Origin of the sequence: Streptomyces sp. NPDC058308, assembly GCF_042880275.1 — a bacterium.
Taxonomy (GTDB): domain Bacteria; phylum Actinomycetota; class Actinomycetes; order Streptomycetales; family Streptomycetaceae; genus Streptomyces.
On the sequence record NZ_JBHVZA010000038.1, the window covers coordinates 9340 to 30490 of the forward strand.

A 21151-nucleotide genomic window follows, 5' to 3' on the forward strand; every position below is an offset into this window, starting at 1 on the left:
GGGGGGGGCGCGGGTCTGTGGTGGGGGGGGGGGGTGTGGGGGTGGTTTGGGGGGGTCTCCCCCCCCCCCCCCGCCGGGTCAGCGGGTCAGGAGATGCAGCCGGTCTTCCCGGTGGCGCTGATGCAGCCGCTCTTCGGCGTGGCGCTGATGCAGCCGTCCTTCGAGCCCGCGCCCTGGGCCGAGTTGACCGCGACCCACTTCTGCCACACGGACTCCTGCGTCATGCGCTTGATGAGCTGTTCCACGGTGAAACCTCCATGGTTGATCGGCACTCCGTGCCGAGGGGGTGGGACACCGGGGGCCGGGCGTTCGGTGCCCGGCCCCCGGAGCAGGGGGAAATCGGTGAACGGTGAACGGTGGGCGGTGGTCGGCGCGGGAAGTCGTCAGGCCCTGGCCGCCGGAAGCGTCTTCATCCGTACGGCTTCCGTACCGCTGTCGTTGTGCCGCAGCGCCCAGTTCTCCAGCGTCGTGCGGCAGGCGTGGTCCAGGTGGCGGAGCTCGGTCAGGTCCAGCTCGATGGGCCGGTCCTGGGGCATGGCCTCGAGCGTCTCCAGGATGCGGGGCAGCCGCAGGAACGTGGCGTTCCCTGTGAGGGTCACGACCATCCGTCCGTCGGTCAACTCCCGTACGTCCAGCTGGACGTGGGAGGTGTCCCAGGCGGACTTGACCACGGCGAGCACCAGGCCGAGCACCACGCCCTCGAACATGTTGGTCACCACGATGGCGATCGCCGTGACACTGAGGACGACCGCCTCGCCGCGGTGGGCGCGGGCGAGCGGGACGATCTCCTTGACCGGGATCAGCTTGCAGCCCGCGTGCACCAGGACACCGGCGAGCGCCGCCAGCGGGATGATGCCGAGGGCGGCAGGCAGGAGCACCGCGAAGAGCAGCAGCCACACGCCGTGCAGGATCCGGGAGAGCGGGGTGCGGGCGCCGGCCTGGACGTTGGCGGAGCTGCGGACGATCACCGCGGTCATCGGCAGGGCCCCGAGCACGCCGCACACCGTGTTGCCGACGCCCTGGGCGACGAGTTCCTTGTCGTAGTGCGTACGAGGACCGTCGTGCATGCGGTCCACGGCGGCCGCGCTGAACAGCGACTCGGCGGACGCGATCAGGGTGAACGCAAGGACGGTGCCGAGGACGGCCACGGTGCCCAGGTCCGCCAGGTCGCCGAGGCCCGGCGGCTGGATGGCGTCGACCATGCCGCGCACCGACACGTTCGCCACGTCGAGGCGGAGTCCGCCGGCCACGGCGGTGGCGAGCGCGACGGCGGCCAGCGGGGCGGGCACCACGCGCGCCGCCGCGGGCAGCTTCGGCCACAGCACGAGGACGCCGATCGTGCCGAGGCCGATGGCCGCGGCGGTCAGCGACGTGGTGTCCTGGACGGTGTCGGCGAGCAGCCCGGGCAGGCCGGTGATCTTGTCGACGCCGGAGAGCGGCTGCTTCGCACCGGCCATGGTGTAGAGCTGGCCGAAGATCAGTACGAGCCCGATGCCCGCCAGCATGCCCTGGACGACGGACACCGAGATCGCACGGAACCACCGGCCGCAGCGCAGCAGGCCGAGGGCTATCTGCAGCGCGCCGGTGAGCAGCACGATCGCGCCGAGCATGCTGAGCCCGAATTCGCGCACCGCCTCGAAGACGAGCACGGTCAGGCCGGCGGCGGGGCCGCTCACCTGCAGGGCGCTGCCCGGCAGGCAGCCGACGACCAGACCGCCGACGATGCCGGTGACCAGGCCGAGTTCGGCGGGCACGCCGGAGGCGACCGCCACGCCGACGCACAGCGGCAGGGCGACCAGGAAGACGACGAGTGAGGCCAGGATGTCCCGGCGCGGTACGCCCGGTTCGCGCAGGGCGCTGAAGGGCGTGGGGCGGGGGGATGGGGGTGGGGTAAGGGAGGACATGAGGGAGTGGGGGTCCTGTCGTGGGAGCGGGCCGGTCAGGAGGGTGCGGCGGCTCTCACAGCGGGCCGAACGCCGCCCGGCCGCTGTCCGACGGCCGGTGGGCGGTGACGGTGCCGGTGTGGACCTCGTAGTACCAGGCGTGCAGGGTCAGCGAGCCGTCGGCGGTGCGCTCCCGCACGCAGGGGTAGGCCCGCAACCGCGCCACCTGCGCGAGTACGTGCGTCTGCACGGCTTCCGCCACGTCCGGCGAGGTGGGGGTGAGGGAGCGCAGGGCGTCGTCGGGGGCGACGGAGTGCTCCAGCCAGTCCCGCACGGCCGGTACGGCCGACAGGTCCTCGCCGCGCACCAGCGCGCCCACCGCGCCGCAGTGGGAGTGTCCGCAGACGACGATGTCGCGGACGCCGAGCACGCACACCGCGTACTCGATGGTGGCCGCCTCGCTCCTGGGGTGGCCGACGCGGTCGGTGGTGCCCTCCGTCGGGTAGGGCGGGACGACATTGCCCGCCGTGCGGAGTTCGAAGAGCTCGCCGGGGCGGGCTCCGGTGATCAGGGCCGGCACGACACGTGAGTCGGAGCACGTGACGAACAGGGCTTCGGGTGACTGCCCGGTGCCGAGGGCTTCAAAGGCCGGGGCGTTCCGGGGGTCCGCCACGTGTGTCGCGGCGAACGAACGGGCGTTGTCGATCAGTGACTTCAAGGTGGCCTGCCTCCTGCGTCGCTGCGGCGGGGCCGGGACGCGGTGTGGTCGGGTCGACGGTGAACAGTGACAGCCTGGGCGGCCGTCGTGTCCATCACTTTGCCATCGCATTACGGTTGGATGTCAGAGCAAAATTCTGCCAAAGATTGAGTAATTAGCGCCCCTCGACCAGGAATTGATTCGGCAATCAACCGTCAAGTGAAGACCGGGAACGCAATGTGTGGGTAATGTGAAGCAATTCCGTTTGCGCCGGTGCGAAAAGAGGTGGGACGACCGGAAGGCCGTTGTTACGATCCCGGCGTCGGCCCTCGCCCGCGCAGGGCCGTTCGACCGGGCCCACAGGTCCTCGACCAGGCGCACAAGGAGCAGCAGAGACATGCCGGACACGTCGTTCCAGGATCAGACCGTCGACACCGAACCGGCCCCGTACGTGTTCCTCGTCGTCGGCATCCCGGGATCGGGCAAGAGCTCCGTGTCGGCGGCTCTGGCCCGCCGGTTCCCCCTCGGCGCGCACATCGAGGGCGACCACCTCCAGGATTTGATCGTGTCCGGCAGTCGGCTGCCCAAGCCGGAGGAGGACCTGGAGGCGGACCGCCAACTGCTGCTCCGCGCACGCAACGGCGCCGTCCTGGCCCGCAGCTTCCACGCCGCGGGCGTCGTCGCGGTCATCGACGACGTGGTCGTGCGGCGCGCGCACCTGGAGTTCTACCGGGAGCAGCTGAAGGGCCTGCCGCTGCGGCTGATCGTGCTCGCGCCCTCGGTGGAGGTCGTCTCCCGGCGGCTCACCGCGCGCGACAAGGTCCTCGCGGACGACTGGTCGTTCCTGGACGAGGCGATGCGCGGCGAACTCGCGGGCGAGGGCGAGTGGTTCGACAGCTCCGATCTGTCGCTGGACGAGACGGTCGACGCGATCCTGGCGAACGCCTGAGGGCGGCCCGGCACCGGCCGGGCCGCCCTCAGACGGACGAGCCGGTCACGGATAGGAGACCACTGTCGACGGTACGGTCGACGTTCCCGAGGTGGCGGCGCCGGTGTCATTGATGACGTGCTCGTACTGGCCCTTGCCTCCCAGGGAGATGACCAGGAGGCCGTGGAACTTGACGCCCGAGACCTTCGGCGCGGCGAAGCCGTGGTCCTGCCGGATCGACGGGTCGGACGTGTAGTTGCAGTAGCTGCCGAGCCCCCAGCCCTCGTGGGACGTCACGGAGCTCTCCACCTTGTACGCGGCGAAGCCCTTGACCTTGCCGTCCTGGACGGCGGCCTGGTCGGGGGCGTCGTAGGCCTTCTCGTTCTGGAAGAAGACCGTGCGCCCGCGCTGGCCGAACCACTGCACGTCGTATCTGTTGAAGTGCTCGACGAACAGGCCGGTCGCCAGGACGTCGTCACCATAGACACGTACTCCGTAGTCGGCGCGGTTCGTCTCCCAGCCCACCCCGGCACCGTGGTCGGCGCGCCACACCCAGGTGTGGTCGATGATCGTGTGGCGGCTGTTGACCTCCATGCTGGTGGTGGCCTTGCCGGGGCCCGCGCCGCCGATCCTGATGAAGACGTCCTGGACGGTGATCGGGTTGGCGGAGTGGTCCCTGGTGGATCCCCGGGGGCCGACCTGCAGCAGCACGGGGGAGTTGACGGGACCCGCGTCGATGAGGAACCCGGCGAGGCGCACCCCGTCCACATCGGCGACCTTCATCGCGGACACACCGCCGTCCGGGATGAGCGTGGCATAGCCGAGGCCGAGCACGACGGTGCCCGCGCGGTTCACCTCGATGGCCCGGTCGAGGTGGTAGATGCCCGGCGTCAGCAGGAGGTCGAGGCCCTGGGCCAGAGCCGCGTTGATCGTGGCGGCGCTGGTGCCGGGCTTGACGACGTAGAACTGGGAGAGCGGCAAGGACGTGCCGCGAGGAGTGCCGCTGCCCCAGGTCGTACCGCGCGCACCGGTCCGCTTCTCCGGCAGGAACACCCGGTAGTCCGCGCCGTCGAGATACAGGAACGGCTTCTCGCGTGAGATCGGCGTGGTCTCCAGCGTGGTGTACGGCGGGTTCGGGAAGCTCTGCCCCGGCGCGCCCTGGACACCCGAGAACACCATGTTCCAGACGGCGTTGACCCAGCCGCCCACGGAGCTGTCGCGGGTGTACCACTGCTGCTGGGAGTAGGGGCCCACGCTGCCGTCGATCCGGCTGTCGGCGATGTAGCCGCCGCTGGCCCAGCCGTAACCGTTGGGGGCGAGATTGAGGCCGCCCCTGATGTGCATCCGGCGGAACGGGGCCGCCTGCGCCACGGCCCACCGGTTGGTGCCGTTGACCGGGGTGAGCGCCAGGTTCTCCGCCGAACGCCAGAAGTTCTGCGTCGCGTTGCCGTTGAACCAGCCGGCGTCGACCGTCACGTCGCCGTTGACCGACGTGTCGTCGGGGGAGAGGCCGAGGCCCGCGATCGAGGTGTAGAAGCCGAGTTGGGCGTTGAGTCCGCTGTACGTGCCCGGCTTGAACAGCAGCGCGTAGCGCCCGGTGCCGAACTGCGCGCTCTCCTGCTGCTTGAAGATCTCGTCGAGTCTCGCCTGGATGCCGGGCGTGGACGGCGAGAAGACGATCACGTTGGGGCCGAGGTCGCCGCCGCCGGGCAGGCGCGCGGCCGAGTCCGGGGTCCGGGCCGAGGCCTGCGCGGCGGTGGGGGCGAGGCTCGCGGTGGCGGCCGACGCGGCGATCGCGCCCAGCACGGTGCGGCGTGTGGGGGAGGTTGGCATGGGGCTCTCCTGTTTCAGGAAGTGAACGATCAGGGGCCTTGGGAGCGCTCTCTTGACCGGGAATAGTTCATCCGAGTGAAGGGCGAGTCAAGAGGTCGCTCTGCAGATACGGGTGTTCGCGCTGATGGGGCGTCAAAAAACGTGCGGCGGAAGCCTGTTGTCGTGCAGGCGCGGGCTCGCGGAGTTCCTGTGCGGGAGCCGCGCGTGGCGGATTGTGGACGCGGTGAAGCGTTCACTTTCTATTGACACGCTCACGCCAGGGCCGCAACACTCCGGAAACGGGAGAGCGCTCTCCCAGGGGCTTCACGGCGATCGGTAAAAGCCCCTCTCCCGCGGACGGTGCCGGACGGTGCGTCCCACCTCCCGCCCGGCCCGCCCCCCCACCGCAGTCCCCACCTACGTGGCAGGAGGTCTCCATGGCAAGGAGATCGAAGATCATCTCAGGGCTACTGGTATCCGGAGCGCTCCTGGTGACCTCGCTGGGGGTGGGCGGCATGGCGCAGGGCGCCGACACCGCCCCCGCACCGGCGACTGCGTCCGCCCCCGCACCGGCGAGCGCCTCCGTCGACGGACCGGCGCGGGCCGCGCACCAGGGGCACACCATGGCGGCGTCCACCGTCGCCGCGGCGGAGGACCGTGACGGCGACGGCTTCATCCCCGCGACGTCACCGCTCACCGGCGTGACGCCGTCGGTGAAGGAGCCACCGCACCGCTACTTCCACGAGTTCCAGGCCAACTGCTCGGTGACGCACACCAAGCCGGACGACCCGATCGTCTACCCGGGCCAGCCCGGCAAGTCCCACGACCACACCTTCCTGGGCAATACGACGACGGACGCCGGCAGCACCACGGATTCCCTGAAGAAGGGGAACACCGTCTGCAAGGCTCCCGGCGACAAGTCGGGCTACTGGATGCCCACACTCTTCAAGGGCGGCCAGCCGGTGCTGCCGATCGGTCCGCAGGTCATCTACTACAAGGCGGGCGGCACCGACTACACCAGCGTGCGTCCCTTCCCCGAAGGGCTGCGGTACGTCGTCGGCAGCCCGACGCAGAGCGCGGACGAGTTCCGCCACCACCCAGGCTTCGTGGAGGGCTGGGAGTGCGGCGAGAGCTTCTTCAACGTCGACATTCCGAAGAACTGCCCCACCACCGCGTCGACCCAGCTCAACATTCGCTTCCAGGCGCCGAGTTGCTGGGACGGCGTGCACCTGGACACGCCGGACCACAAGAGCCACATGTCGTACCCCACGGTGAAGGCGGGCACGAACGACAATATCTGCCCGGCGTCCCACCCGGTGGCGCTGCCGATGATCGAGTTCAAGATGGCGTTCCCCGTCAACGGTGACCTCTCGCAGGTGAGACTGGCGAGCGGCGCGGGCTACTCGTTCCACTACGACTTCTTCAACGCGTGGGATCCGCCGACGCTCAAGGCCCTGGTCGACCACTGCGTCGTCGGCGGGCTGCAGTGCGACGCCCGCGGGTACGACGAGACGCACCCGGAGGCCGGCGCGGCGCTCGACGAGAACTACGAGCTGCCGTGACCGCTTCCGCCTGAGCCTCCCGCACCACGGTCCTCCCCGGGCCGCACCGGTCCGTCCCGCCCCCGGCCCGCACGCCGGGGCGGCCGGACTCGCTCTTGCCGCCCCCGGCCCCCTCCGTGTGCCCGCCCCCTCTCACCTCACCCTCACCCCCCTCAGGAGACCCCGCATGCCCACAGTCCGCATGTTCCGGCCAGCGGGCCGACGCCTGGCCGTTCCCCTCACCGCCGCCCTGCTCGCCGCAGGCTGCCTCGCGCTGCCCGCGCGGCAGGCCGAAGCCGTCGGCAGCGTGGTCAAGGTGACCGGCTCCCAGGGCAACTGGCAGTTGTCGGTGAACGGCTCCCCCTACACGGTCAAGGGCCTGACCTGGGGCCCGAGCGTCGCCGACGCCGACAAGTACCTGCCCGACCTCAAGTCCATGGGCGTCAACACCATCCGCACCTGGGGCACCGACGCCTCCAGCAAGCCGCTGTTCGACTCGGCCGCCGCCCACGGCGTCAAGGTGATCGCGGGCTTCTGGCTGCAGCCGGGCGGCGGCCCGGGAAGCGGCGGCTGCGTCAACTACCTGACCGACACCGCGTACAAGAGCCAGATGCTCGAAGAGTTCCCCAAGTGGGTGCAGACCTACAAGGACCACGCGGGCGTCCTGATGTGGAACGTCGGCAACGAGTCGGTGCTCGGGCTGCAGAACTGCTACACCAGCGACGAACTGGAGCGGCAGCGCAACGCCTACACCACCTTCGTCAACGACATCGCGAGGAAGATCCACTCCGTCGACCCGAACCACCCCGTCACCTCGACCGACGCGTGGACCGGCGCCTGGCCCTACTACAAGAGGAACGCCCCCGACCTCGACCTGTACGCCGTGAACTCCTACAACGCGGTCTGCGACATCAAGTCGGCCTGGGAGCAGGGCGGTTACACCAAGCCGTACATCGTCACCGAGACCGGCCCCGCGGGGGAGTGGGAGGTCCCCGACGACGCCAACGGAGTCCCCGCGGAGCCCGCCGACCGGGCCAAGGCCGAGGGATACACCAAGGCCTGGAACTGCGTCACCGGTCACAAGGGCGTCGCGCTCGGCGCCACGATGTTCCACTACGGCACGGAGGACGACTTCGGAGGCATCTGGTTCAACCTGCTGCCCGCCGGCCAGAAGCGCCTCTCGTACTACGCGGTGAAGAGGGCGTACGGAGCCGACACCACGCACGACAACACCCCGCCCGTCATCTCCGGGATGACCGTCGAGGGCGACGCCTCCAAGGTCCCCGCGGGCGGCACGCTCACCCTCGCCACGACGACCACCGACCCCGACGGCGACGCCCTCGGCTACGAGGTGCTCGGCAGCAGCATGTACATCGACAAGGACAAGAACCTGCGGCCGCTGCGCTTCACCGACGCGGGCTCCGGCCGCCTGAAGGTCACCGCGCCGGACCGCACCGGCGTCTGGAAGATCTACGTCAAGGTCACCGACGGCAAGGGCAACGTCGGCGTCGAGACGCGTTCGGTCCGCGTGGTGGCGCCGCCCGTCAACGGCACGAACATCGCCCTCGGCAAGCCTGCCACCGCCTCCTCCCACCAGACCGGCGGCGGCGACTGCCCGTGCACCCCCGCGGGCGCCGTCGACGGCACCGTCCGAGGCGCCGGATACGGCTACTCGCTCTACGAGTTCGGCGTCTATGGCTGAACATCCGTCCGTGACGCGCGCCGCTCGCCGCCTCGGTGGACGTACAAGGGCCCCCGTGACCAGGAGTGCCGCACCGGGAGAGCGCTCTATCTCCTTGCCGGTAAGGGGAGTTAAGGTGCACGCATGGAGAGGCGGTCGCTGACGCTCGAGGATGTGGCACGGGAGGCGGGGGTCTCCCGTGCGACGGTGTCCCGGGTGATCAACGGTGTGCGCAACGTCGATCCGGCCATCCGGGACGTGGTGCGCGAGGCGATCGAGCGCACCGGCTACGCGCCCAACCGGGCGGCACGCTCCCTGGTCACCCGGCGCACCGAGACCATCGCCCTGGTCATCTCGGGCGCGGGCGAGGAGAGCGACGGCCCCGCGCACGGCGACGGCCCCTCGCACGACCACGACCCCTCGCACGGCGACGGGCCAGACGGCCCGCACAACGCCTTCGCGGCCCGGGTCTTCGCCGACCCCTTCTTCGGCCGCGTGGTGAGCGGTGTCGTCGGATTTCTGCGGCCGCGCTCGATGCACCCGGTCCTGATGGTCGCCGAGAGCGCAGCGGCGCGGAAACAGGTGACCGGCTTCCTGCGGCAGGGCAGCGCCGACGGCGCGCTCGTGGTCTCCACGCACGCGGAGGACCCGCTGCCCGCGATGCTCGTCGCCGAAGGGCTGCCCGCCGTGTGCTTCGCGCGGCCCGCGCGGCCCGTACCGGTGAGCTACGTGGACCTGGCGCACCGTGCGGGCGGCCGACTGGCCGCGGAGCACCTGCTTGCGGGCGGCCGGCGCGGACTGGTGACCGTCACCGGGCCCCTGGACCTGCCGGCGGGACAGGAGCGGCTCGCCGGTTTCCGGGAGACGCTGGAGCGCTCGGGTATGCCGTACGTGCCGATCGCGGAAGGTCACTTCACCCGGGAGAGCGGGGCCGAGGCGATGGCCCGCCTGCTGGCCGAGCACCCCGCCCTGGACGGGGTGTTCGTGGCCAACGACCTCATGGCGCAGGGCGCGTGCGAGCTGCTGCGCGAGCGGGGCAGGAGCGTGCCGGGGGATGTGGCGATGGTCGGCTTCGACGACTCCAGCGTGGCGCTCACCTGCCGGCCGCCGCTGACCACCGTCCGGCAACCGGTGGAGAGGATGACGGCGGCCATGGCCGCACTGCTCCAGGAGCACGTGCAGGGCACCCGCACCGAGCCGACCTCGTTGATCTTCGAGCCGGAGCTGGTGGTGCGGGACTCGGCTTGAGAGCCTGTCTTTGAACCCCCGTCGTCTGCGCGAAGCGCGGGCGCAGCGGCGGTCGGTGCGTGCGATCGGTGTGCGGAGCCCCAGGTCATGTGGCGGAGCCACCTGTCCTGGGGCTCCGTGCGCCGAGCGTGCGTGCCGGGCGTCGGGGCGCAGGCGGGGGTTCAAAGACAGGCTCTCAGGGGTCCCGGAGATCCGTCGCGATGAATCCGTGTAAGCGCGTCACGGGTGGGCAGGCGAGCCGATGCAGGGGTGACATCCTGCCGGGGCCGCTGAGAATGGTCAGTGGGCGGCCCCTCCTCCGAGCTGAGCGGCCGCGCCTTCGTGGGACAGGGACGCGGCCGCTCACGTTCTGTGCGCGGCTCGGGGGCGGCCTGTTCGCGGTACGGCGGGACAGGCTCTCAGTGCGTGGCCCAGGCCAGAATTCCGCAGAGGACGAAGAACACGCACATGGCGGCGTTGGTCCGCTTGTAGGCGACGAGAACCGCCACGAACTCGCGGATCGTCGCGTTGGGCCAGAAATACGCAGCCGTGGTCGAGCCCACGACCTGCCCCCTGACGCCGATCCGCCGGGCGGTGAGCGCGGCGCGGAAGGCGTGGTAGTTGTTCGTGACGACGACGCACCGGTAGCCGGGATCCGCCTTCTCCATGATCGCCTTGCTGAATCGCAGGTTCTCCTCGGTCGTCGTCGACCGGTCCTCCCGCTCGATCAGGCCGGCGGGAAAACCGCGCTCCGTGAGGTGGTCCGCCATCGCATGGGACTCCGGAAGCTCCTCGTCCGCTCCCTGCCCTCCGGAGGCGATGAGCACCGGGGGGGCACCACGCCTGCTGAGCTGCGCGTGCACCTCCTGCGCCCGCCGGAGACGGCTGGCAAGCAGCGGGGACACCGTGGACCCGCCGATGAGACCGGAGCCCAGGACGACCACGAAGTCGGCCTTGCGGCGGATGCGCAGCCGGCCGTAGAGAAACGCGTACACGACGAAGCTCAGGAACAGGAACGAGACGTAACAGGCGAGCCCGAGGGCCGCCACGCCCACCCCGACCAGCACGGGCGTGCGCAGGACGGCCGCCGTGATCACCAAGGCCACGACGCCGACGATGCACAGCGCGCCCATCAGGGAGAGCAGGTTGGAGGGGCTCCTGCCCTCCTTGCGCACCATGTGCAGGCCGTTGATGAAGAGCAGACAGACGAGCACGAGGATGCCCAGGGCGCCCAGACCGAGCAGTGAGGCGGCCACGACCCGCCCCGACGTGGAGCCCGCCGTGACCAGTTCGTACATCCAGGCGGCGAGCCCGCACACGGCGGCCAGGCCCAGGAGAACCGCGTTGCCGAACCGGCGGCGTTCACGCGCCATGCGCCAGCAGAAGACGAGGAAGAGCAAGGCCGCGGGGGCGTAGAGCAGCATGCGCACGGGTGCCTGGCCGCGGTCAGGGGACGACGTCGAAGACGTTCAGCTGCAGGCCGTTGGCGTAGGCCTCGTGCTCCACGAGCCGCAGTTGTTGCGTGTCCTTGTCCGCGTCGCCGAAGAGGCGCTTGCCCGCCCCGAGCAGCAGCGGGAAGACGAGCAGGTGGTAGCGGTCGATCAGACCGGCGTCCGAGAGGCTCCGGTTCAGGGCGGCGCTGCCGTGCACGATGACCGGGCCGCCCTCGGTCTCCTTCAGCGCGGCCACGTCGTCCAGCGAACGCAGGACGGTGGTCTCGCCCCAGTTCTCGACGAGGTCCTTCTCGTCGAGGGTGGTGGAGACGACGTACTTCGGCATCACCTTGTACGTGGCGAAGTCCGCCATGTCGGGCCAGACCGGGCTGAACGCCTCGTAGCTGACCCGGCCCATCAGCATCGCGGCGGCCTCGCGCTGCTCCCGGCCCTTGATCTCGAACGCCTCCGGGAGGAACTCGATGTCCTTGAACGTCCATCCGGAGTTCCGGTAGCCGGGCTCGCCGCCGGGAGCCTCCACGACTCCGTCGAGCGAGACGAAGGCGGTGCTGATCAGGGTGCGCATCGTGAGGACTCCTGGATGTCTGAAAGGCGTTTCGCGGCACGGTCCTTCGGCGCGTGGAGGCCGACCGTACGGCCGCGACGCACCAACTGTCCATGAAGACCGGGGCGCACGGCGAAACTCATCGATCTTCGCTCAACTCTTCGAAGCTCTTCACTGCTCTTCGGCGCTCTTCGATGCTCTTCGGAGACCTCCTCCGGCGACCTCTCCGGTGCGGGTGGCCGCCGGGTCGCGGAACGCGGCGGGGCGGTCCGGATCAGCGCCGGCCGCGCAGCCGGGTGAGGAGCGAGCGGGCCTGGGCGCGCTTGCGCGGGTCCGCGGCGGTGCGGCGCACCGTATTGACGGTCTGTCGGCCCTGCGGGGTGCGGCTGTACGCCTTGAGCCGTGCGAGCAGTCCGGCCATGGGGTCCTCCCGGGCTCTCGCCGCCGTGGCGGCGGTGTGTGTTGTCGGGTCGCTGCTCCTGTACCCCGAGCGGCCCCCGTGATGCGGCCGGGCGGCCGCGGGTTGATGCCCGCTCCGGCGCGAAAATGTGTCTGAGCGCGGCTTTTGCGGGCAGCCGGAAGGCATGGCTGTTCTCAGGAAATGCGCACGCCCGATGCTCGCCTCCGTCTTTGTCACCGGCGGGCTGCAGACTCTTCGCGACCCGCAGCGCGCGGCGCCCGCCGCCGAGCCCGTCGCCGTTCCCGTGAGCTCCAGGATCCCCTGGCTCACCGAGGACCCCGAAAAGCTGGTCCGCATCAACGGTGCGGTGCAGCTGGGCGCCGGCCTCATGCTGGCGACCGGGCGCCTGCCGCGGGTCGCCGCCCTCGCGCTCGCCGGCACGCTGGTGCCGACGACCCTGGCCGGGCACGCCTGGTGGAAGGAGAAGGACCCCGAGGAGCGGGCCGCCCAGCGCACCCAGTTCATCAAGAACGTCTCGCTGTTCGGCGGGCTCCTGATAGCGGCGGCCGACACGCACGGCAAGCCGTCCGTCGCCTACCGCACCCGCGCTGCGGCCACGACCGGCCGACGGGCGGCCCGGCGCGCCCGGCGCGACGCCGCCGACGCGCTGAGCGGCGCGGCGGAGGGTGCGGCGGGCTCGGTCCGCTCGCTGTCCCGGAGCACCGCGGGGTCGGTCCGCAGCACCGCGGGGTCGGCCCGCGCGCTGTCGGAGAACGCCGTCGGCTCGGTCCGCTCGCTCTCCGACAGCGCGCAGCACGCCGTCGCGCGGCATCGGTGAGCGGCCGGTAGGGGGCTCCCCGAGGGGAGTGCGCGGCGCCCCGAGGGGAATGCGCCGGGAGGCTAGGCGGCGGCATGCCTTCCCGCAGCGCGGTGGAGTTGTGAAAGGTTGAGACCAGTGTTGCGCAAGCGCTTGCTGGTGCTGCGAGCTGGTGAGACTCTCGGCCGGAGCTCGATTCCGCCACCCCCACACCTCGCAGGAGCACGCCGTGAACAGGACCGGGAAGACTCTGACCTCGGCAGGCGGCATCGTCGTCAGCGCCCTCGCGGCCTGGGCCTTCGCCGCCCCTGAATCGTTCGGCATCGCGACCGCTCCCGCCCCTCGGCCCCGGGCCGCGGGGGAGGACGCCGGGGCCCCCGCCCACGCGCGGGCGGGCGAGCCCCCGGCGGCCAGGAGCGTGCTGTGGGACGGGGACGCGTCCAACGGTCTCGATGTCTTCGGCACCACCCTGTGCGACGCGCCGGGGAGCGTCACCGTCGACAACTGGGGCGGCGCCCGCGGCGACATCTTCAAGTTCAACAAGCCCATCGGGGTTCCTCGGTGCGAGGCGCACAACGTACGGACCGCGAACGGCGAGTACGCCTGGCGCGACGGGCGCACCTACTGGTTCGGCTGGGACTCGATGACCAAGACGGGCGACGCCCAGACGGTCTTCCAGTGGAAGTCGAACGGCACGAACGACCAGCACAGCCAGAACTATCCCGTGATCATGAAGGTGGAGGACGGGAAGCTGAAGGTCTGGTATGTCGCCCCCGGTGAGGAGTGGATACCCATCGGCTCCGCCGCCTGGTCCGCCGGTGCCTGGCATGCGATCCAGCTCGGCATCACCACCAGTTCGGGCAGCTCCGGGAAGCTCTCCGTCCATCTGGACGGCCAGGAGATCGCCTCCCGGACCGGCGCCCGCACCTGGGACGACCTCGGCAACAAGCCGCGCTGGGGCACCTATTGGGGCACCGACACGAGCACGGCCTCCATCAACTGGATCGACGGACTCGCGATGGGGGAGTCCCGGGCGGACGTGGACTGACCGTCCGGCGCGGAGGTGATTCGTCGGGCGGGTCGCGGGCATCCGGCGGAGTATGACGACTCGTGATGAGCACGGCGACCGGCCCGGCATGGGAGAGCTGGAGCGCGGCACTTCGCAGCGACTCGAAACGCGCGCGAGGATGGGGACGCTGGCCTGGAGTGCCCTGTGCGTCCTGCTCGCCGTGTGGTCCGTGGCGTGGGGCGTCGGCGCGGCCACCGGCACGGCGAACGCGTGGGTGTACTGCGTCGTGGGAGTCGTGCTCCTCGCGTGCGCGCTGTGGGCCCGCCGCTCGGTGATCCGCAACAGCCCGCCCCGCCACCTGTAGCGCCAAGAAGTGTGTCGCGGACATATCTGGATACGCTCCGCATATGCCACACCACGATCTTGTCGTCCTCGGCGCCGGCACCGGCAACGCACTGATCGACGACCGCTTCTCGCACCTGGACGTCGCCTTCGTCGCGGAGGGCCCTTTCGGCGGCACCTGCCTCAACGCGGGCTGCATTCCCAGCAAGATGCTCGCCGTGACGGCCGAGGTGGCGGACGCCGTCCGGGAAGCGGGCCGGCACAACGTACGGGCGACGCTGGACGGAGTCTCCTGGCCGGCCGTGCAGGAGCGGGTCTTCGGGCGGCTCGATGCCGTCGCGCGGGACGGCGAGAAGAGCCGCCGCGCCGCTGACTCCGTGACCGTATACCGAGGGCGCGCCCGGTTCACCGGCGAGCGCGAGCTCCTGGTGGAGACCGAGGACGGAACCTCGTCGGTCACCGCTGACCGGTTCGTCGTCGCCGCGGGAGGCCGCCCCGCGGTCCCGCCCGTGGTCGCCGATTCCGGTCTGCCCTACGAAACGTCCGACACCGTGATGCGGCTCGACGAGGTGCCCGAACGCCTGGTGGTGCTCGGCGGGGGCTACATCGCCGCCGAACTGGCCCACGTCTTCCACTCGGCGGGAGCCTCCGTCACCCTCGTCGAGAAGCAGGACAGGCTGCTCGCCGAGCAGGACGAATCGATCGCGTCGGCCTTCACCGACATCGTGCGCCGCGTCCACGACCTGCGGCTCGGCCGCGAACTGGTCCGCATGGAGGGACGCCCCGGGGAGCTGCGGCTGACCCTCGACGACGGTTCGGTGATCGAGGCGGACACGTTGCTCGTCGCCGTGGGCCGCACGCCCAACAGTGACCGGCTCGACCTGGACCGGGCCGGTATCACCTGCGACGACGACGGTCTGATCGAGGTCGACGCGCAGCTGCGCACCAGCGCCGACGGGGTCTGGGCGCTGGGCGACATCACGCCGGGCCCGCCCTTGAAGCACGTGGCGAACCGCGAGGGCGAGGTGGTGGCGCACAACCTCCTGCATCCCGACGCGCCGCGCTCGATGTCGTACGACGTGGTGCCCGCGGCCGTGTTCGCCAGCCCTGAGATCGCCCAGGTGGGGCTCACCGAGCAGGACGCCCGCGAGCAGGGCCGGGAGTACGTGACCGGGTCCCGCCGGTACGAGGATGTGGCGTACGGCTGGGCGCTGGAGGAGACGCGGGGATTCTGCAAGGTGCTGGCCGACCGGGCCTCGGGGCGGCTGTTGGGCGCGCACGTGCTCGGGCCGCAGGCCGCCACTCTCATCCAGCCGCTCGTCCTCGCCATGACCTTCGGGCTGACGGCACGGGAGGTGGCCGAACGCCCGCTGTGGATCCACCCGGCCCTGACCGAGGTGGTGGAGAACGCGCTCCGAGAGGTGGACGCGGCGAAGAGCAAGTGAGGGTGCGACGCGCGGCCACCGCGGCCACCGCGGCCACCGCGGCCACCGCGGCCACCGCGGCCACCGCGGCCACCGCGGTCACAGCCGCAGTGGTCAACGGGCGGAGCGGCACGGCCATGTGACGCGGCGGTACGCGGGGCGGACCGTTGGGCAGGTCAGGGAGGCGGGCGATGGGGTGTCCCATGGCCCGCCTCCCTCTTTCATGCCTCTTTCATGATTAAGTTAGGTTAGCCTTACCTTGGTGGCGATGAGGGGTGGCGTCCGCACTGTCGTGACATGGGCTTCCTCCCCTTTGCCCCCAGGGCGAACGCCGCGCCGGGTGCGCGCACACGCCGCCGGTCGCCGTGGCGTCGGCACCACCACCGTCTCCGCCGACGCGTCGATCGCACGCGTCGGCGCCCGTCTCCGAAGGAGAGCCATCGATGAGCCAGACCCTGACGCCTGAGCGCGTCCGCGCCGACATCGCGGAGCTGCTCGACTGCGACCCCGCCGAGATCGTGCCGGGGGAGGACCTCTTCGACCTCGGCCTGGACTCGGTGCGGATCATGAGCCTGGTGCAGCGGTGGCGCACCGCGGGAGCGACCGCACTGGAATTCCCCGACCTGGCCGAGCGGCCCGAACTGGGCCACTGGACGGAGCTCCTGACGGGTCGTGCCGCATGAGCAGGGTCGACCACCGGCATCGTCACCTGGAACGGATCGCGGAGGTCCGGGCCGGTCTGCACGCCGAGAAGGTGGGCTACCCCATCGGCATCCGGGAGGTCGAGGTCGTCCGCACGGTCATGGTCGGCTCTGGGCTGCTGCGGCTGACCCTGGGCGGCGCGGGCACCGAGGGGTTCGAGGCCCATGCGCCGGACGAGCATGTGAAGCTCATCTTTCCGGAGCCGGACGGCGAACTGCGGCTGCCCGAGCGGAACGGGGCGATGCTGCGCTGGCCGCGCCCTGCCCCCACGTCACGCGAGTACACCGTGCGCCGCTACGACCCGGCCACGGGTGAGATCGACATCGACATCGTCCCGCACGACGGCGGACTCGCGTCCACCTGGGCGCACGAGGTCGAGCCGGGCGCCGTCGTGCACCTGGCCGGACCGCCCGGCGGCCTGATCGTCCCGCACGCGTATGACCGCTACCTCCTCGCCGGTGACATCACGGCGCTGCCCGCGATCGCCCGTTGGCTGGAGGAACTGCCCCGGACCGCGCGGGGCTGGGCCTTCATCGAAGTCGCCGACGCCGCCGAGGAGATCGAGCTGTCCGCGCCCGAGGGCTTCGAGGTGCGCTGGCTGCACCGGGGCGGCCTCCCGGCGGGCACCGGCGGTGCGTTGGAGCGGGCCGTGACCGCGGTGAGGGTGCCGGCGGGCGAGCGCGCGTACGTGTGGGTCGCCGGTGAGGCGGGGCAGATCAAACCCCTGCGCCGCTGGGTCCGCGACGAGCTGGGGCTCGCCAGGGCCGATCACGACATCACCGGCTACTGGAAGCGCGGCATCGCCGACTTCGACGAGGACGACCACTGACCGGCGGGCGGTTCACGGCGAGACGGATCATCAACTAAGGTAAGCCTTACCTAAGTAGCAAGGAGCGAAAGAATGTCCATACGCAGATCGTCGGGTCTGATCGGGGCCGTGGCGCTGGCCGTGGCGCTGACTGGTTGCGGTTCGTCGGACGGCGGGTCGGATGACTCCGGGAAGGGCGGAACCCGGGAGTTCGCCGCCGACAACGGCAAGATCAGGATCCCGGCGGACCCCAAGCGTGTGGTCGCCACCGGCTACGCCGTGCCCGTCATGATCGAGGCCCACGCCCCGCTGGTCGGCGTCTCGTCGTGGAAGCGCGGCGAGCCGATGATGAGCAAGCAGGACCTCGCCACGTACAAGAAGCTCCCCAAGGTGGCGGGCGAGCAGGCGGCCGAGACCAACTATGAGGCCGTGGCGGAGGCCAAGCCCGACCTGATCGTCATCGGCGTCCCCGCCCCGGTCCTCGGCGACATCGACGTGAAGCGCCTGGAGTCCATCGCCCCCGTCGTGGCGATCGGCCCCACCGTGCCGTCCATGTGGCGCGAGCAGTCCCGTCAGCAGGCCGACGCGGCCGGAGCGCTCGAACGGTTCGACGCCATCCAGGACAAGTACGAGGCCAAGGCCGCGAAGCTCGCCGAGAAGTACAAGAACGTGCTCCCGAAGCTGAAGCTGGGCCACGTCGGCGCGTACGGCGAGAGCGCCAAGGGCACGTGGCAGCGCGAGTTCGGCCGCTCCTGGGGCACCAACATCGCCGAGGACGTCGGCGCGCAGTACTACGGCAAGGTCAAGAAGAAGGGCCCCGGCTCGCGCGCGGTCAGCGAGTACCCCTCCCTCGAAGAACTGCCGGACGCGCTCGGCGAGGCCGACGCCATCACGTACTCGGTCAACGCCGACGGCAGCGTCCCCCAGCCGGTGAAGTACGTCATGGACTCCAAGCTCTGGAAGAACCTGCCCGCCGTCAAGGCCGGCAGGACCTTCCCGATCCGCTGCACCGAGGCCGCCACCTACGGGCAGGCCATGCAGACACTGGACGCGATCGACACGTCGCTCGCCCCGCTCCTGAAGCGGTGACCGTCGCGGGCCGCGCCCCCGAGGCGGTCGCAACCAAGCGGGCGGGTCCGCAGATCGGCCTGCTCGCAGGGGGAGTCGCACTCCTCGCGGTGGTCGCCGTGCTGAGCATCGGCGTGGGCGCCCGGCACATCCCGCCCGCCGACGTCGTCCGCGCGCTCCTCGATCACCGGGGCACCGACGACCACGTCATCGTGTGGGACGTCCGGGCGCCCCGCGCGCTGCTCGCCGTCGCGGTGGGCGCCGCCCTCGCGGTGGCGGGCGCGCTCATCCAGACACTGGCCCGCAACCCGCTGGCCGAGCCCGGCATCCTCGGGGTCACCGCGGGCGCCGGGTTCGCCATCACCGTTGGCTCGGGCCTCGGCCTGGCCGCAGGGCAGTCCGGCCAACTGGGCTGGGCGATCAGCGGATCGGTGCTCGCGGCGCTGCTCGTCGCCGCGGTCGGGCGCCGCTCGCCGCTGCGCCTGGTGCTCACCGGCGTGGCCCTGACCGCGGTCCTGAACGGGGTGGCGCTCGGTCTGCGGCTGATGCTCCCGGACACCTTCGACGTCTACCGGTTCTGGTCGGTCGGCTCGCTCGCGTCCCGCGAACAGGCGCCGCTGGCCCTTCCGTTGACCGCCATCGGCACCTGTCTGCTCGGCGCCCTGCTGCTGAGCAGGGCGCTCAACGCCCTCGCCCTTGGCGAGAACGTGGCGCAGACCCTCGGCGCGGGCGTGGTCCGGGTACGGACCGCCGCCCTGGTCCTGATCACCGTGCTCAGCGGTGCGGCGACGGCGGTGGCCGGGCCGATCCTGTTCGTCGGGCTGATCGTGCCGCACCTGGTCCGCAAACCCGCCGGGGGCTCGGTCCCGTGGCTGATCCTCCACTCGATGGTCCTCGGCCCGATCCTGCTCCTGATCGCCGACATCGGCTCGCGGGTGCTGCTGACCACCGGCGAGGTGCCGGTGGCCGTCGTCACCGCGTTCCTCGGCGGCCCGATGCTCATCTGGGCTGTCCGCCGCTACGGGGCGGGGTCGCTGTGAACGCATTCGGACTGCGGGCCGAACGCCGCACGGTGGTACTCGTCGCCGTGCTGGCCGCCCTGATGCTCGCCCTGGGCCTGACCGGACTGTGCTACGGCGCGTCCTGGTCCACCCCCGCCGAGGTGTTCGACGCGCTCACCGGCAGCGAACCCTCCGTGGTCATCTCGGACTGGCGGCTGCCGCGCGTGCTCGCCGCCCTGGTCTTCGGCGCCGCGCTCGGCGTGGCCGGGGCCCTCTTCCAGAACCTCACCCGCAACCCGATGGGCAGCCCCGACGTGATCGGCCTCGACGCGGGCGCCTACACCGGCGCCCTCGTCGCCCTCACCGTCCTGTCGGGCACCTCCGCCCAACTCGCTGTCGGCTCGGTGCTCGGCGGACTCGTCGTCGCGGCCGTCATCTACCTGCTCTCGTTCGACCGGGGCTTCTCCGGGCTGCGCCTCGTCGTCATCGGCATCGCGGTCAACGCGATGGTGACCGCGGTCAACTCGTGGATCGTGCTGCGCGCCGATCTGGAGGTGGCGATCGCTGCCGTCGGCTGGAGCGCGGGTTCGCTCAACGGCGTGGGCTGGGACGACCTCGGCATCCCGTTCTCGGTGATCGCCGTGCTGCTCGTCCTGATGGCCACCCGGGCACACGCCATGCACCAGGCATCGCTCGGCGACGCCGTCGCGGTGACCACCGGCGTCGGACTCGACCGGCTGCGGCTCGTCATGGTCCTGGTCGGCGTCGGCTGCACGGCCACGGTGACCGCGGTGAGCGGGCCGATCGCGTTCATCGCGCTCGCCGCCCCGCAGATCGGCCGCCGGCTCGCCGGCGCCGCCGGAGTCCCGCTGCTCCCCGCCGCACTGACCGGCTCGGTGCTGCTCCTCGGCGCCGACCTGATCGCCCAGCTGCTCCTCGCGCCCGTCGCCCTGCCCGTGGGCGTGGTGAGCACCGCGATCGGCGGTTGCTATCTGATCTGGCTCCTGACCAAGGAGGTGAGGCGCGCATGACCGCACGCCTGACCGCGCGGGACATCACCCTGCGCTACGGAGACCGGGTGGTCTCCACCCGGCTGAGCCTCGACGTCCCCGACGGCGCGTTCACCGCCATCGTGGGCCCCAACGGCTGTGGAAAGTCGACCCTGTTGCGGGCGTTCGTACGCCTGCTGCGTCCCGACAGCGGGTACGTGGAGCTCGACGGCCGGCAGGTCGGCGACTACCCGGCCAAGGCCCTGGCCAAGCAGCTCGGCTTCCTGCCGCAAGACCCGCAGGCCCCCGACGACATCAAGGTCCGCCAACTGGTGGGCCGGGGACGCTTCCCCTACCAGTCGCTCCTCGCGCTGTGGTCGGCGGAAGACGAGAAGGCCGTCACCGGGGCGATGGCCGCCGCGGGCGTCACCGACCTGGCCGACCGGCCGGTGCAGGAACTCTCCGGCGGACAGCGGCAGCGGGTCTGGATGGCCATGGTGCTCGCCCAGCAGACGCCCTGCCTGCTGCTCGACGAACCCACGTCCTTCCTGGACATCACCCACCAGTACCAACTGCTCGGCCTGCTGGCCGGGTTGCGCGACAAGGGCCGCACGGTCATCGCCGTCCTGCACGACATCAACCAGGCGTGCCGCTTCGCCGATCACCTCGTCGCCATGAAGGACGGCCGGGTGGCCGCCGAGGGCGACCCCACGGACATCGTGGACGCCGTGCTGATCAAGGACGTCTTCGACCTGCCGAGCGTCATCGTCCCCGACCCGGTGACCGATACGCCGATGGTCGTCCCCACACTGCAAGGAGCATGA

21 protein-coding genes and 1 pseudogene are annotated in these 21151 nt (G+C 71.1%); 15 read left to right on the plus strand and 7 right to left on the minus strand.

Annotated elements, in window-relative coordinates; translation table 11 throughout:
- Positions 1–86: 86 nt before the first annotated feature.
- The 3 genes from ACFVYL_RS33945 to ACFVYL_RS33955 form a co-directional block, all read right to left on the minus strand.
- Complete coding sequence (locus tag ACFVYL_RS33945; RefSeq protein ID WP_361722876.1) at positions 87–245, minus strand: hypothetical protein; 159 nt, start codon at positions 243–245, stop codon at positions 87–89.
- A 138-nt stretch (positions 246–383) separates the two neighbouring features.
- The gene (locus ACFVYL_RS33950) at positions 384–1904 is read right to left on the minus strand and encodes a SulP family inorganic anion transporter (protein ID WP_389722842.1); all 1521 of its coding nucleotides are present in this window, start codon (positions 1902–1904) and stop codon (positions 384–386) included.
- A 55-nt stretch (positions 1905–1959) separates the two neighbouring features.
- Positions 1960–2601, minus strand: coding sequence for a carbonic anhydrase (locus tag ACFVYL_RS33955; RefSeq protein WP_389722844.1), 642 nt, complete (start codon positions 2599–2601; stop codon positions 1960–1962).
- A 376-nt stretch (positions 2602–2977) separates the two neighbouring features.
- Between ACFVYL_RS33955 and ACFVYL_RS33960 the strand changes: the two genes are divergently transcribed.
- Positions 2978–3529 carry an AAA family ATPase gene (locus tag ACFVYL_RS33960; RefSeq protein WP_389722846.1) on the plus strand — a complete coding sequence of 184 codons (552 nt, stop codon included), beginning with the start codon at positions 2978–2980 and terminating at the stop codon, positions 3527–3529.
- A gap of 45 nt (positions 3530–3574) precedes the next feature.
- Here the strand turns inward: ACFVYL_RS33960 and ACFVYL_RS33965 are convergent, their stop codons facing one another.
- The gene (locus tag ACFVYL_RS33965) at positions 3575–5341 is read right to left on the minus strand and encodes a coagulation factor 5/8 type domain-containing protein (protein ID WP_389722848.1); all 1767 of its coding nucleotides are present in this window, start codon (positions 5339–5341) and stop codon (positions 3575–3577) included.
- Positions 5342–5757: 416 nt separating this feature from the next.
- Here ACFVYL_RS33965 and ACFVYL_RS33970 point away from each other — a divergent pair, with 416 nt between their 5' ends.
- The 3 genes from ACFVYL_RS33970 (at position 5758) to ACFVYL_RS33980 (ending at position 9790) form a co-directional block, all read left to right on the plus strand.
- Positions 5758–6882: a DUF1996 domain-containing protein gene (locus ACFVYL_RS33970; RefSeq protein ID WP_389722850.1), complete on the plus strand. Its 1125-nt coding sequence runs from the start codon at positions 5758–5760 to the stop codon at positions 6880–6882.
- A gap of 166 nt (positions 6883–7048) precedes the next feature.
- Positions 7049–8563 carry a glycoside hydrolase family 2 TIM barrel-domain containing protein gene (locus ACFVYL_RS33975; protein WP_389722852.1) on the plus strand — a complete coding sequence of 505 codons (1515 nt, stop codon included), beginning with the start codon at positions 7049–7051 and terminating at the stop codon, positions 8561–8563.
- A gap of 123 nt (positions 8564–8686) precedes the next feature.
- Positions 8687–9790 (plus strand): LacI family DNA-binding transcriptional regulator, encoded by a 1104-nt coding sequence (locus ACFVYL_RS33980; protein WP_389722854.1) that lies wholly within the window; start codon positions 8687–8689, stop codon positions 9788–9790.
- A 398-nt stretch (positions 9791–10188) separates the two neighbouring features.
- Here the strand turns inward: ACFVYL_RS33980 and ACFVYL_RS33985 are convergent, their stop codons facing one another.
- The 3 genes from ACFVYL_RS33985 to ACFVYL_RS33995 all read right to left on the minus strand — a co-directional run bounded on the left by ACFVYL_RS33985 (position 10189) and on the right by ACFVYL_RS33995 (position 12188).
- Positions 10189–11193: a YdcF family protein gene (locus ACFVYL_RS33985; protein WP_389722856.1), complete on the minus strand. Its 1005-nt coding sequence runs from the start codon at positions 11191–11193 to the stop codon at positions 10189–10191.
- A 22-nt stretch (positions 11194–11215) separates the two neighbouring features.
- Complete coding sequence (locus ACFVYL_RS33990) at positions 11216–11788, minus strand: dihydrofolate reductase family protein (protein ID WP_389722858.1); 573 nt, start codon at positions 11786–11788, stop codon at positions 11216–11218.
- Positions 11789–12041: 253 nt separating this feature from the next.
- Positions 12042–12188, minus strand: coding sequence for a hypothetical protein (locus tag ACFVYL_RS33995; RefSeq protein ID WP_389722860.1), 147 nt, complete (start codon positions 12186–12188; stop codon positions 12042–12044).
- A gap of 163 nt (positions 12189–12351) precedes the next feature.
- Here ACFVYL_RS33995 and ACFVYL_RS34000 point away from each other — a divergent pair.
- The 11 genes and pseudogenes from ACFVYL_RS34000 to ACFVYL_RS34050 all read left to right on the plus strand — a co-directional run.
- Positions 12352–12876 (plus strand): annotated as a pseudogene (locus tag ACFVYL_RS34000) (DoxX family protein); the annotation flags it as partial.
- A gap of 337 nt (positions 12877–13213) precedes the next feature.
- Positions 13214–14032, plus strand: coding sequence for a heparin lyase I family protein (locus ACFVYL_RS34005; protein WP_389722862.1), 819 nt, complete (start codon positions 13214–13216; stop codon positions 14030–14032).
- A gap of 52 nt (positions 14033–14084) precedes the next feature.
- The gene (locus ACFVYL_RS34010) at positions 14085–14357 is read left to right on the plus strand and encodes a hypothetical protein (RefSeq protein WP_389722864.1); all 273 of its coding nucleotides are present in this window, start codon (positions 14085–14087) and stop codon (positions 14355–14357) included.
- 43 nt (positions 14358–14400) lie between these two features.
- Positions 14401–15780 carry a mycothione reductase gene (locus tag ACFVYL_RS34015; RefSeq protein ID WP_389722866.1) on the plus strand — a complete coding sequence of 460 codons (1380 nt, stop codon included), beginning with the start codon at positions 14401–14403 and terminating at the stop codon, positions 15778–15780.
- On the plus strand, positions 15777–15902 hold the full coding sequence (locus ACFVYL_RS34020) for a hypothetical protein (RefSeq protein ID WP_389722868.1): 126 nt from the start codon (positions 15777–15779) through the stop codon (positions 15900–15902). The genes ACFVYL_RS34015 and ACFVYL_RS34020 overlap by 4 nt, the downstream gene beginning before the upstream one ends.
- 300 nt (positions 15903–16202) lie before the next feature.
- Positions 16203–16442 carry a phosphopantetheine-binding protein gene (locus tag ACFVYL_RS34025; RefSeq protein ID WP_389722870.1) on the plus strand — a complete coding sequence of 80 codons (240 nt, stop codon included), beginning with the start codon at positions 16203–16205 and terminating at the stop codon, positions 16440–16442.
- Positions 16439–17290, plus strand: a complete 852-nt coding sequence (locus tag ACFVYL_RS34030; protein WP_389722872.1) for a siderophore-interacting protein — start codon at positions 16439–16441, stop codon at positions 17288–17290. Before ACFVYL_RS34025 ends, ACFVYL_RS34030 begins: the two co-directional genes overlap by 4 nt.
- Before the next feature lie 72 nt (positions 17291–17362).
- The gene (locus tag ACFVYL_RS34035) at positions 17363–18358 is read left to right on the plus strand and encodes an ABC transporter substrate-binding protein (RefSeq protein WP_389722874.1); all 996 of its coding nucleotides are present in this window, start codon (positions 17363–17365) and stop codon (positions 18356–18358) included.
- On the plus strand, positions 18355–19377 hold the full coding sequence (locus ACFVYL_RS34040; protein WP_389722876.1) for a FecCD family ABC transporter permease: 1023 nt from the start codon (positions 18355–18357) through the stop codon (positions 19375–19377). The genes ACFVYL_RS34035 and ACFVYL_RS34040 overlap by 4 nt, the downstream gene beginning before the upstream one ends.
- Positions 19378–19439: 62 nt before the next feature.
- The gene (locus ACFVYL_RS34045; RefSeq protein WP_389722918.1) at positions 19440–20369 is read left to right on the plus strand and encodes a FecCD family ABC transporter permease; all 930 of its coding nucleotides are present in this window, start codon (positions 19440–19442) and stop codon (positions 20367–20369) included.
- Entirely contained in the window at positions 20366–21151 is a 786-nt protein-coding gene (locus tag ACFVYL_RS34050) for an ABC transporter ATP-binding protein (protein ID WP_389722878.1), read from the plus strand. Before ACFVYL_RS34045 ends, ACFVYL_RS34050 begins: the two co-directional genes overlap by 4 nt.